Consider the following 11018-nt stretch of genomic DNA (forward strand, 5'->3'; position numbering starts at 1 on the left):
AGTCTGGTCGGCAGTAGTTCAGTCCTGCCCACCGACCGGAGGTCCCCGTGTCCGCGCCCCGCACCACGCCCGTCCGCAGGGTCCTCGGGCGGCTCTCACTGCCCGAGCGGACCTTCGTCGCCGATGCGCTGCGGACCGAGACCGTCGGCGGCGTGCTCCTGCTGTGCGCCGCCGTGGCCGCACTGGTCTGGGCGAACATCCCCGCACTGCACCGGAGCTACGAGGCGGCCGGTGACTTCCACCTCGGCCCCGGCGCCCTCGGCCTGAACCTCTCCGTCACCCACTGGGCCGCCGACGGCCTGCTCGCCGTCTTCTTCTTCGTCGCCGGGATCGAGCTCAAGCGCGAACTGGTGGCAGGCGACCTGCGCGACCCGAAGGCGGCCGCGCTGCCGGTGGTCGCCGCCCTGTGCGGCATGGCCGTACCGGCACTCGTGTACACCCTCACCAACCTGACCGGCGGCGGCTCCACCCACGGCTGGGCGGTGCCCACGGCGACCGACATCGCCTTCGCGCTCGCCGTGCTGGCGGTCATCGGCACCTCGCTGCCGGGCGCGCTGCGCGCCTTCCTGCTCACCCTCGCGGTCGTCGACGACCTGTTCGCCATCCTGATCATCGCGGTCTTCTTCACCGCCCGGATCGACTTCGCCGCGCTCGGCGGCGCGTTCCTCGGTCTGGCCGTCTTCTGGCTGCTGCTGCGCAAGGGCGTGCGCGGCTGGTACGTGTACGTGCCGCTCGCCGTCGTCATCTGGGCGCTGATGTACAACAGCGGTGTGCACGCGACCATCGCCGGCGTCGCCATGGGCCTGATGCTGCGCTGCACCACCCGGGAGGGCGAACGGCACTCGCCCGGCGAGCGCATCGAGCATCTGGTGCGGCCTCTGTCGGCGGGGCTCGCGGTGCCCCTGTTCGCGCTCTTCAACGCCGGAGTGACGGTGTCGGGAGGGGCGCTCGGGGACGTGTTCCGCAAGCCGGAGACGCTCGGGGTGGTCCTCGGTCTGGTGGTGGGCAAGACCGTCGGGATCTTCGGCGGGACCTGGCTGACCGCACGTTTCACCCGCGCCTCGCTCAGCGAGGACCTGGCCTGGGGCGACGTCTTCGCGGTCGCCTCGCTCGCCGGAATCGGCTTCACCGTCTCGCTGCTCATCGGCGAACTCGCCTTCACCGGTGACGCCGTGCTCACCGACGAGGTCAAGGCCGCCGTGCTCTGCGGCTCGCTGATCGCGGCCCTGTGCGCCACGGTGCTGCTGAAGATCCGCAATGCCCGCTACCGGCGGCTGGTCGAGGCCGAGGAACGCGACGAGGACCTCGACGGCATCCCGGACGTCTACGAGCAGGACGACCCGGCGTACCACCTGCGGATGGCGGAGATCTACGACCGGAAGGCCGCCGAACACCGTCGGACAGCGGCCGAGAAGGCCGGGCGGTCCGCCGGGCAGGGGCCGACGGAGTCCGGGAACGGGCACGACTCGCTTGCCTAAGTACCGGGCGGGGCAGGCGCGCAGGGCAACCGTCCGGCATGATCTGACGAGACGGTACAAAAGACGATGACACGTACGCAGAGGGAGACCGCGATGAGCGCACCCGACGGCAGCCCGGTCGGTGCCGAACGCAGCATCGGCCAGTTGTTCGCCTCGGCCACGGCCGAGATGTCGGCGCTGGTGCACGACGAGATCGCGCTGGCCAAGGCCCAGCTGAAGCAGGACGTCAAGCGGGGCGCGACGAGCGGCGGCGCTTTCTCGGTGGCCGGCGCGCTGCTGCTGTTCTCCCTGCCGATGCTCAACTTCGCGCTGGCCTACGGCATTCGGACCTGGAGCAACTGGAACCTGGCGATCTGCTTCCTGCTCTCCTTCGCGGCGAACGTCCTGGTGGCCGTCGCCCTCGCGCTGATCGGCGTGGTGTTCGCGAAGAAGGCCAAGAAGGGCCAGGGCCCGCAGAAGGTGGCCGCGTCGATGAAGGAGTCGGCGGGCGTACTGCAGAACGCCAAGCCGCATCCGCGTCCGGCGCTGCCGAGGGACGACATGCCCGCCATCGAGGCTGTGGGACGCTCGTCGTCATGAGCGATCCCGCCCCCTCGGCCGTACGGCTCGAAGGCCCCTGGACCCACCGGGACGTCGCCGCGAACGGCGCGCGTTTCCACATCGCCGAACTCGGCGACGGCCCGCTGGTCATGCTGGTGCACGGTTTCCCGGAGTTCTGGTGGACCTGGCGGCACCAGCTGGTCGCGCTCGCCGACGCGGGCTTCCGGGCCGTGGCCATGGACCTCAGGGGCGTCGGCGGCAGCGACCGGACCCCGCGCGGCTACGATCCGGCCAACCTCGCCCTGGACATCACCGGCGTGATCCGCTCCCTCGGCGAGCCGGACGCCGCGCTGGTCGGCCACGACCTGGGCGGCTACCTGGCGTGGACGGCGGCCGCCATGCGTCCCAAGCTGGTACGACGGCTCGCGGTGGTCTCCATGCCGCACCCGCGGCGCTGGCGCTCGGCGATGCTCAGGGACCGCAGGCAGTCCGCCGCCGCCGCCTACGTCTGGGGCTTCCAGCGGCCGTGGATCCCCGAGCGGCAGCTCACCGCCGACGACGGCGCGCTGGTCGGCCGGCTGATCCGGGACTGGTCGGGCCCGCGGCTGCCCGAGGACGAGGCGGTGGAGACGTACCAGCGGGCCATGTGCATCCCCTCCACCGCGCACTGCGCGATCGAGCCGTACCGCTGGCTGGTGCGTTCGCTGGCCCGTCCGGACGGCATCCAGTTCAACCGCCGGATGAAGCGTCCGGTGCGCGTCCCGACCTTGCATCTGCACGGTTCCCTGGACCCGGTGGCCCGCACCCGCAGCGCGGCCGGTTCCGGTGAGTACGTCGAAGCCCCTTACCGCTGGCGGCTGTTCGACGGGCTCGGGCACTTCCCGCACGAGGAGGACCCGGTCGCGTTCTCCACCGAACTGATCAGCTGGCTGAAGGATCCCGAACCCGATCGGTGACCATTCGGCCGCGCCCGGTATCCGGACCTGCACACCTGTTCCACGAACAGCCACATGCCTGGCGCATAGGCCGATTGAGGGGCGCGCCGGAGGTTATCGACCTTGGGGCGGGGGCAGACGTCGGGGTATGGGCTGGACGCACGACTACAGTGACGCACCCCGCAACCGCCGTTCGACCGGCGGTCTGACCTCCCATCGAGGAGCCGCTCCGCAGTTGCCGGGCGCGGACCTCAGGGTGGGGATTCCGCACATCCTGCGCCGCCGGGCCCGCTGGGTCTCGGTCCGGCTGCGCCACGCCCGCGCGTGATCACTCACAGGGCGCAGCTGTCGGTACCGACCTGCTGATTCGCGGTACGGCCCCGGGCGATGTCCGCCCGGATCTCGTCGGCGGTGAGGGCGTATCCGGTGTCGGCGTCGTCCAGTGACTTCGCGAAGACGACCCCGTAGACGCGGCCTTCGGGCGTGAGCAGCGGGCCGCCGGAGTTGCCCTGGCGGACGGTCGCGTACAGCGAGTAGACGTCACGGCGGACCGTGCCGCGGTGGTAGATGTCCGGCCCGTTGGCGGAGATACGGCCGCGCACGCGGGCGGCGCGGACGTCGTACGACCCGTTCTCCGGGAACCCGGCGACGATCGCGCTGTCACTGGTCTCGGCGTCCCGCGCGGAGAACTTCAACGCCTTCGCCGGCAGGCTGGGCACGTCGAGCACCGCGATGTCGCGCCGCCAGTCGTAGAGGACGACCTTGGCGTCGTACGTGCGGCCCTCGCCGCCGATCTGGACGGTGGGCTCGTCGACGCCGCCGACCACGTGCGCGTTGGTCATGACACGGCGGTCGGCGAAGACGAAGCCGGTGCCTTCGAGGATCTTGCCGCAGCTCTGCGCGGTGCCCGTCACCTTGACGATGGACCGCTGGGCGGTGGTGGCCACCGCGCTGTTCGCGAGGGCCGGATCGGGCGGCGACACGTTGGTGATCGGCTCGTTGGCGAACGGGCTGAAGACCTGCGGGAAGCCGTTCTGCGCGAGCACCGTGGAGAAGTCCGCGAACCAGGTGTCCGCCTGGTTCGGCAGCGCTCTGGAGACGCCGAGGAGCACCTTGGAGCTGCGGACCTCCTTGCCGAGCGTCGGCAGCGTGGTGCCGGCGAGCGCGGAGCCGATCAGCCAGGCGACCAGCAGCATCGCCAGCACGTTCACCAGCGCGCCACCGGTGGCGTCCAGGGCGCGGGCCGGGGACCAGGTGATGAAGCGGCGCAGCTTGTTGCCCAGGTGCGTGGTCAGGGCCTGCCCGATCGAGGCGCAGACGATGACGACGACCACGGCGACCACCGCCGCGGTCGTGCTCACCTCGGCGTTGTCGGTCACCGCGTCCCAGATCACCGGCAGGACGTAGACGGCGATGAGTCCGCCGCCCAGGAAGCCGATCACCGACAGGATGCCGACGACGAACCCCTGGCGGTAGCCGACGATCGCGAACCACACGGCGGCGACCAGCAACAGGATGTCCAGCACATTCACGGTGGACACCCTGTCATGACCGCCAGTCGAGCGGGACCAGCTTCTCGCGGTCCCAGGAGCGCTCCCATCCCGCGTAGTGCAGCAGCCGGTCGATCACCCCGGCCGTGAACCCCCACACCAAGGTCGATTCGACCAGGAATGCCGGACCCCGGTGGCCGCTGGGGTGCACGGCGGTGGCCCGGTTGGCCGGATTCGTGAGATCCGCCACGGGGACCGTGAACACCTTCGCCGTCTCGTTCGGATCCACCACGCCGACCGGGCTCGGCTCGCGCCACCAGCCCAGCACCGGGGTGACCACGAACTGGCTCACCGGGATGTACAGCCTGGGCAGCACGCCGATGAGCTGCACGCCCGCCGGATCGAGCCCGGTCTCCTCCTCGGCCTCGCGGAGAGCGGCCCGCAGCGGTCCGTCGGTCTTCGGGTCGCCGTCCTCGGGGTCGAGGGCGCCGCCGGGGAAGGAGGGCTGCCCGGCGTGCGAGCGCAGCGAGCCGGCTCGCTCCATGAGCAGCAGCTCAGGGCCCTGCTCGCCCTCTCCGAACAGGATCAGCACGGCCGACTGGCGGCCCGCGCCGTCCTCCGGCGGCAGGAAGCGGCTCAGCTGGAGCGGCTGCACGGTCTCGGCGGCCCGCACCACCGGGTCCAGCCACTCCGGCAGGCCGTCCTTGCTGAGCGCCACGTCCGCGTGCGGATCCTCCGTGTGCGCCTTGCCGCCCTGTGTCATGGCATTCCCCGTCCCGCCCTGCTGCCCCGGCCTGCCCGTTCCAACGCCCGACGACTCCTTGATCGTTCCGTGTCTCGCCCCTCGGAAGGCCCCTAGGGCATGTCCCCCGGATCCGCAGGTCATGTCCCGGATACGGCCCCCAGCGGCGGTGCCGGCCGGCCGCCCGCGTCCAGATACGCCTGCGGCGGCTTCAGCCGCTGCCCCGGGAACCCGCCCTTCTCGTACTTGAGCAGCTTCTTCGCCTTCTCCGGGTCGGTCTCGCCCTCGCCGTAGGCCGGGCAGAGCGGTGCGATGGGGCAGACGCCGCAGGCGGGCTTGCGGGCGTGGCACATCCGGCGGCCGTGCCAGATCACGTGGTGCGAGAGGTCGGTCCACTCGCTCTTCGGGAACAGCGCGCCGACGGCCGCCTCGATCTTGTCGGGTTCGGTCTCCTCGGTCCACCGCCAGCGGCGCACCAGGCGCTGGAAGTGGGTGTCCACGGTGATGCCGGGACGCCCGAAGGCGTTGCCCAGGACGACGAAGGCGGTCTTGCGGCCGACGCCCGGCAGCTTGACGAGGTCTTCGAGCCGCCCCGGCACCTCACCGCCGAACGACTCCACGAGGCCCTTGGAGAGCCCTATCACCGACCTGGTCTTGGCCCGGAAGAAGCCGCAGGGCCGCAGGATCTCCTCGACCTCCTCGGGGTTGGCCTCGGCCAGTTCCTCGGGGGTGGGGTACTTCGCGAACAGCGTCGGGGTGGTCTGGTTGACCCGCAGGTCGGTGGTCTGCGCGGAGAGCACCGTGGCGACCAGGAGCTGGAAGGGATTCTCGAAGTCCAGCTCGGGGTGGGCGTAGGGGTACACCTCGGCGAGTTCGCGGTCGATCCGGCGGGCCCGGCGCACCAGGGCGGTACGCGACTCGGGCTTCCAGGCGACAACCGGCTTCTCGGCGGCGGCCCGACCGGTCGCGGCCTTCTTGGCCGTTGCTTTGTTGGCCGTTGCTTTCTTCGGCGCGGTCTTCGCGGGCGCGGTCTCGGCCGGTGCGACCTTTTTCGCCGGCACGGCCTTGCCTGCCGATGCGGCCGTCTCCGCGGGTACGGCCGCCTCCGCGGATGCCGTCTTCTCCGCCACGGTCTTCTCCGCCACGGTCTTCTTCGCTGACGTCTTCTTCGCTGACGTCGTCTTCGCGGGGGTCTTCTTCACAGCTGCCTTCTTTACGTCCTTTGCCGCCTTCGTCGCCTTTTTTGGCTCAGCCGGGGCAGTATCGGACCCCTGTTCGCCCACGGCGGAATCACGGCGTACAACCACCCGCCCACCCCCCTTGGCCTGTGCTCTCACCGGCGATTTGGACACCCGGCCAGCCTAAAGCCCGGCACCGACATCCGCCCCGACCCCGGAAGATCAGCCCCCGATTGGACCCCTGCCGCTTACCTCCGGACACCTGTGCGGCATCCTTGTGACAGATCACACTGTTTGCATCGTCCGGCAAAATGGGGAGCACGGTCCCCTGGTACCAAGGGGAAGCAAGATCCCCTGAGCAGGTCGACAAGGAGAGAACTCGTGGACGACGTTCTGCGGCGCAACCCGCTCTTCGCGGCGCTCGATGACGAGCAGTCCGCGGAGCTGCGTGCCTCCATGAGTGAGGTGACCCTCGCGCGTGGCGACTCCCTCTTCCACGAGGGCGACCCGGGCGACCGGCTGTATGTCGTCACCGAGGGCAAGGTCAAGCTCCACCGCACTTCCCCCGACGGCCGCGAGAACATGCTCGCCGTCGTCGGCCCCGGCGAACTCATCGGCGAGCTGTCGCTGTTCGACCCGGGCCCGCGCACGGCGACCGCCACCGCGCTGACCGAGGTCAAGCTGCTGGGCCTCGGCCACGGTGACCTCCAGCCCTGGCTGAACGCCCGTCCGGAGGTGGCCACCGCCCTGCTGCGCGCTGTCGCCCGCCGGCTGCGCAAGACCAACGACGCCATGTCCGACCTGGTCTTCTCGGACGTCCCGGGCCGTGTCGCGCGCGCCCTGCTGGACCTGTCGCGCCGCTTCGGCGTGCAGTCCGAGGAGGGCATCCACGTCGTCCACGACCTCACGCAGGAGGAGCTGGCCCAGCTGGTCGGCGCGTCCCGCGAGACCGTGAACAAGGCGCTGGCGGACTTCGCCCAGCGCGGCTGGCTGCGCCTGGAGGCGCGGGCCGTGATCCTGCTGGACGTCGAGCGTCTGGCGAAGCGTTCGCGGTAGTCGCCGAATCCGGGGGCCGTCGCCCCCGGACCCGGTCGCTCCACAGCTGAAACGCGCCATGGTCGAAACGGTCTCGCCCCCAGGACTCGATCCTCTGGGCTTCATCGAGCGCGAGGGCTCGCACGCGCGCGTGCCGCTCGTCTTCCGTCCCGTGGTCGCCGCGGCCCGGGACCGGCTCCTGGAGGTCTTCGGAGCGCGGCTGGACAGCGCCTACCTCTACGGGTCGGTGCCGCGCGGCACCGCCCGCGTGGGGCGCAGCGATCTGGATCTGGTGGTCGTCCTGCGGGCGGAGCCGTCCGGCGGCGACCGGGACGCGGTCCGCGCCCTCGGCGAGGCCGTCGACAAGGCGTTCCCGCAGATCGACGGGGTCGGGATCCTGCTCTACTCCCGCGCCCGGGTGCTCGACGAGCGGGAGCGGTACGACGTCGGCTGGTTCCTGGCCTGTCAGTGCACCCCGCTGCTCGGCGAGGACCTCGCCGAGTTCCTGCCCCGCTACCGCCCCGACTCCCTGCTCGCCCGCGAGACCAACGGCGACCTGGCCCGGCTCCTGCCGCGCTGGCGGCAGCGGATCGCCACCGCCGGCGACGCCGAGGCGGCCCTGCGGCCCCTGGTGCGGTTCATGTCGCGGCACCTCGTACGGACCGGCTTCACCCTCGTCATGCCCCGCTGGAACGGCTGGACCAGCGATCTGGGTGAGATGGCGGAGGCGTTCGCGGGCTACTACCCGGAGCGGGCCGGACAGCTCCGTCGGGCGGCGGAGCTGGGGCACGAGCCGGTCGGCGACCGCGCGGTGCTGCGGTCGTACGTCGACGACCTGGGCCCGTGGCTGGCGGACGAGTACGCGCGCGTGCACGGCGTGAAGACCCCCAGACCCGACGGCTGGGACTGACCGGACGCCCCCGTACCCCTACGGGCGCCGGCTGCGGGCCGCGGGCTAGATCAGCCCGTGCTCGCCCAGGTAGTCCAGCTGGGCCCGTACCGAGAGTTCCGCGGCCGGCCACAGGGAGCGGTCCACGTCCGCGTAGACGTGGGCGACGACCTCGGCCGGGCTGCGGTGGCCGTTCTCCACGGCCGTCTCGACCTGGGCGAGCCGGTGGGCACGGTGGGCCAGGTAGAACTCGACGACCCCCTGGGCGTCCTCCAGGACGGGTCCGTGGCCCGGCAGCACCGTGTGGACGCCGTCGTCGACCGTCAGAGAGCGCAGCCGCCGCAGCGAGTCCAGATAGTCGCCCAGCCGGCCGTCCGGATGGGCGACCACCGTCGTACCGCGCCCCAGGACGGTGTCGCCGGTAAGGATCGCGCCGTCGGCCGGGAGATGGAAGCTGAGGGAGTCCGCGGTGTGACCCGGGGTGGGCACCACCCGGAGCTCAAGACCGCCGGTCGTGATCACGTCGCCGGACGCCAGCCCCTCGTCGCCGAGGCGCAGCGCCGGATCGAGCGCACGCACGCGCGTGCCGGTCAGCTCGGCGAAGCGGCCGGCGCCCTCGGCGTGGTCGGGGTGACCGTGGGTCAGGAGGGTCAGGGCTATGCGTCTTCCGGCCTTCTCGGCCGTGTTCACGACGTTCCTGAGGTGACCGTCGTCCAGCGGACCCGGGTCGATCACGACGGCCAGCTCCGAGTCCGGCTCAGCGACGATCCAGGTGTTGGTGCCGTCCAGGGTCATCACGGAGGCGTTGGGCGCCAGCACGTTGACGGCCCGCGCGGTGGCGGGACCCGACAGGACCCCGCCGCGCGGCTGACCGGGCAGGGCTGCTGCGTTCGTCATGCTCAGGCTCCCCCGGACGTGAGGTCGGTCGGTATGCGCTTGGTGAACTCGCCGTGGCCCGGCCAGCTCAGGACGATCTCGCCGTCCTCCAGGCGCGCGCTGGCCAGCACCGGCGTCATGTCCCGCGCGGGCGCCGCCGCGAGCGTCTCGGCGGCGGTGCCGTACGGCAGCAGCTGGCGCAGGGTCGCGATGGTGGGCGGCATCATCAGCAGCTCGCCCTTGTCGTACCCGGCGGCCGCCTCCGCGGGGGCGATCCACACCGTGCGGTCGGCCTCCGTGGAGGCGTTCCTGGTGCGCTGGCCGTGCGGGAGGGCGGCGACGAAGAACCAGGTGTCGTAGCGGCGGGTCTCGAACTCCGGGGTGATCCAGCGGGTCCAGGCGCCCAGCAGGTCCGAGCGCAGGACCAGGCCCCGCCGGTCCAGGAACTGCGCGAAGGACAGGTCGCGGGCGACCAGGGCAGCGCGGTCGGCCTCCCAGTCGTCCCCGGTGGTGTCCCCGACCACGGCGTCGGCGGCCGGGCCCGCGAGCAGGACGCCTGCCTCCTCGTAGGTCTCGCGCACGGCGGCGCAGACGATCGCCTGGGCGCCTGCCTCGTCCACCCCGAGCCGCTCCGCCCACCACGCGCGCGTGGGACCCGCCCAGCGGATCCGCTGATCGTCGTCACGCGGATCGACACCGCCGCCCGGATACGCGTACGCGCCTCCGGCGAAGGCCATGGTGGCGCGTCTGCGCAGCATGTGGACGACGGGACCGCCGGGGGTGTCCTTCAGCAGCAGGACGGTCGCCGCCCGCCTGGGGGACACCGGCACGAGGGTGCCCTCCGCGTGTGCGCGGATGCGGTCCGGCCACTCCGGGGGATACCACTGTCCATCGGCCATTACCGGAGGCTATCCCCTGGGGAGCGAATGTTCGAGAGGGGCTCGGGAGCGCCCGGAGGTGCCACCGGACGGCCCAGTCGGCCCGAAGCGATCACCGTCGACGGGCGGCCCCGGACACGGCGACGGGTCGGCGCGGCCTCCGCCCCGGCCGGCTCTGGTCCCGGCGAGGAGGCCGGCTCTGGTCCCGCGCCGAGCCGACGGGTGCACCGGCCCTCGGGTGGCGCGCCCCGCCGGGCACCGCTCCGGCCGGCGCGGACTCCGCGCCGGCCGGAGTCGGTCATGGCAGCAGTTCTACCTGGACCTCGACCTCGACGGGCGCGTCCAGCGGCAGCACCGCGACGCCGACCGCGCTGCGCGCGTGCACGCCCTTGTCGCCGAGGACCTCGCCGAGCAGTTCGCTGGCGCCGTTGATGACGCCGGGCTGGCCGGTGAAGTCGGCGGCGGAGGCGACGAAGCCGACGACCTTGACGACGCGCGCGACGCGGTCCAGGTCACCGGCGACGGACTTCACGGCGGCCAGGGCGTTCAGCGCGCAGGTGCGGGCCAGTTCCTTGGCCTCCTCCGCGGTGACCTCGGCGCCCACCTTGCCGGTGACGGGAAGCTTGCCGTCCACCATCGGCAGCTGGCCGGAGGTGTAGACGTACACGCCCGACTGGACCGCCGGCTGGTAGGCGGCGAGCGGCGGGACGACCGCGGGAAGCGCGAGGCCGAGTTCGGCCAGCTTGTCCTCGACGGCGCTCATCAGGACTTCTCCCGCTTCAGGTAGGCGACGAGCTGCTCGGGGTTGGGCCCGGGCACGACCTGGACGAGCTCCCAGCCGTCCTCGCCCCAGGTGTCCAGAATCTGCTTCGTGGCATGGACGAGCAGCGGCACGGTTGCGTATTCCCACTTGGTCATGGGGCCGACTTTATCCGCTGTGACGGGCGGAACACGTGGTCGGCCGCGGGGCCGGTGAG

13 protein-coding genes are annotated in these 11018 nt (G+C 71.9%); 6 read left to right on the forward strand and 7 right to left on the reverse strand.

The features are described 5' to 3' along the window. The first annotated feature begins 47 nt into the window (after positions 1-47). The 4 genes from nhaA to ACIRQ9_RS27830 all read left to right on the forward strand — a co-directional run bounded on the left by nhaA (position 48) and on the right by ACIRQ9_RS27830 (position 3281). The gene (gene nhaA, locus ACIRQ9_RS27815; RefSeq protein ID WP_404179071.1) at positions 48-1478 is read left to right on the forward strand and encodes a Na+/H+ antiporter NhaA; all 1431 of its coding nucleotides are present in this window, start codon (positions 48-50) and stop codon (positions 1476-1478) included. 93 nt (positions 1479-1571) lie between these two features. Then, a complete protein-coding gene (locus ACIRQ9_RS27820; RefSeq protein ID WP_404179074.1) occupies positions 1572-2057 on the forward strand; it encodes a phage holin family protein in 486 nt (161 codons plus the stop codon). Next, the gene (locus ACIRQ9_RS27825; RefSeq protein WP_404179077.1) at positions 2054-2974 is read left to right on the forward strand and encodes an alpha/beta fold hydrolase; all 921 of its coding nucleotides are present in this window, start codon (positions 2054-2056) and stop codon (positions 2972-2974) included. Before ACIRQ9_RS27820 ends, ACIRQ9_RS27825 begins: the two co-directional genes overlap by 4 nt. Positions 2975-3101: 127 nt before the next feature. Continuing rightward, positions 3102-3281, forward strand: coding sequence for a hypothetical protein (locus ACIRQ9_RS27830; protein ID WP_351317564.1), 180 nt, complete (start codon positions 3102-3104; stop codon positions 3279-3281). A 4-nt stretch (positions 3282-3285) separates the two neighbouring features. On the opposite strand, the gene ACIRQ9_RS27835 is transcribed toward ACIRQ9_RS27830, so the two are convergent. The 3 genes from ACIRQ9_RS27835 to nth form a co-directional block, all read right to left on the reverse strand. After that, positions 3286-4485, reverse strand: coding sequence for a MarP family serine protease (locus tag ACIRQ9_RS27835; protein ID WP_404179317.1), 1200 nt, complete (start codon positions 4483-4485; stop codon positions 3286-3288). Positions 4486-4498: 13 nt separating this feature from the next. Continuing rightward, on the reverse strand, positions 4499-5206 hold the full coding sequence (locus tag ACIRQ9_RS27840) for an NUDIX hydrolase (protein WP_404179080.1): 708 nt from the start codon (positions 5204-5206) through the stop codon (positions 4499-4501). Positions 5207-5325: 119 nt separating this feature from the next. Further along, entirely contained in the window at positions 5326-6468 is a 1143-nt protein-coding gene (nth, locus tag ACIRQ9_RS27845; RefSeq protein WP_404179083.1) for an endonuclease III, read from the reverse strand. Between the two features lie 276 nt (positions 6469-6744). Between nth and ACIRQ9_RS27850 the strand changes: the two genes are divergently transcribed. Beyond that, the gene (locus tag ACIRQ9_RS27850) at positions 6745-7419 is read left to right on the forward strand and encodes a Crp/Fnr family transcriptional regulator (protein WP_018547939.1); all 675 of its coding nucleotides are present in this window, start codon (positions 6745-6747) and stop codon (positions 7417-7419) included. Between the two features lie 58 nt (positions 7420-7477). After that, complete coding sequence (locus tag ACIRQ9_RS27855) at positions 7478-8308, forward strand: nucleotidyltransferase domain-containing protein (RefSeq protein ID WP_404179086.1); 831 nt, start codon at positions 7478-7480, stop codon at positions 8306-8308. A gap of 45 nt (positions 8309-8353) precedes the next feature. Here ACIRQ9_RS27855 and ACIRQ9_RS27860 read toward each other — a convergent pair whose 3' ends face one another. From ACIRQ9_RS27860 to ACIRQ9_RS27875, 4 genes are all read right to left on the reverse strand, one after another. Then, on the reverse strand, positions 8354-9184 hold the full coding sequence (locus ACIRQ9_RS27860; protein WP_404179089.1) for an MBL fold metallo-hydrolase: 831 nt from the start codon (positions 9182-9184) through the stop codon (positions 8354-8356). A gap of 2 nt (positions 9185-9186) precedes the next feature. After that, entirely contained in the window at positions 9187-10062 is an 876-nt protein-coding gene (locus ACIRQ9_RS27865; protein ID WP_404179092.1) for an NUDIX hydrolase, read from the reverse strand. A 277-nt stretch (positions 10063-10339) separates the two neighbouring features. Further along, complete coding sequence (locus tag ACIRQ9_RS27870; protein WP_404179095.1) at positions 10340-10804, reverse strand: RidA family protein; 465 nt, start codon at positions 10802-10804, stop codon at positions 10340-10342. Next, positions 10804-10959, reverse strand: coding sequence for a DUF4177 domain-containing protein (locus ACIRQ9_RS27875; RefSeq protein WP_176101022.1), 156 nt, complete (start codon positions 10957-10959; stop codon positions 10804-10806). Before ACIRQ9_RS27875 ends, ACIRQ9_RS27870 begins: the two co-directional genes overlap by 1 nt. Between the last annotated feature and the right edge of the window lie 59 nt (positions 10960-11018).

The organism is Streptomyces sp. NPDC101237 (genome assembly GCF_044767465.1).
In the GTDB taxonomy this organism is placed as follows: Bacteria; Actinomycetota; Actinomycetes; order Streptomycetales; family Streptomycetaceae; genus Streptomyces; species Streptomyces gramineus.

Coding starts and splice junctions, on each gene's coding strand:
- ACIRQ9_RS27825 (WP_404179077.1), top strand. CDS start 2,054: ATGAGCGATCCCGCCCCCTCGGCCGTACGGCTCGAAGGCCCCTGGACC.
- ACIRQ9_RS27830 (WP_351317564.1), top strand. CDS start 3,102: ATGGGCTGGACGCACGACTACAGTGACGCACCCCGCAACCGCCGTTCG.
- ACIRQ9_RS27840 (WP_404179080.1), bottom strand. CDS start 5,206: ATGACACAGGGCGGCAAGGCGCACACGGAGGATCCGCACGCGGACGTG.
- ACIRQ9_RS27875 (WP_176101022.1), bottom strand. CDS start 10,959: ATGACCAAGTGGGAATACGCAACCGTGCCGCTGCTCGTCCATGCCACG.
- ACIRQ9_RS27855 (WP_404179086.1), top strand. CDS start 7,478: ATGGTCGAAACGGTCTCGCCCCCAGGACTCGATCCTCTGGGCTTCATC.
- ACIRQ9_RS27860 (WP_404179089.1), bottom strand. CDS start 9,184: ATGACGAACGCAGCAGCCCTGCCCGGTCAGCCGCGCGGCGGGGTCCTG.
- ACIRQ9_RS27865 (WP_404179092.1), bottom strand. CDS start 10,062: ATGGCCGATGGACAGTGGTATCCCCCGGAGTGGCCGGACCGCATCCGC.
- ACIRQ9_RS27820 (WP_404179074.1), top strand. CDS start 1,572: ATGAGCGCACCCGACGGCAGCCCGGTCGGTGCCGAACGCAGCATCGGC.
- ACIRQ9_RS27870 (WP_404179095.1), bottom strand. CDS start 10,804: ATGAGCGCCGTCGAGGACAAGCTGGCCGAACTCGGCCTCGCGCTTCCC.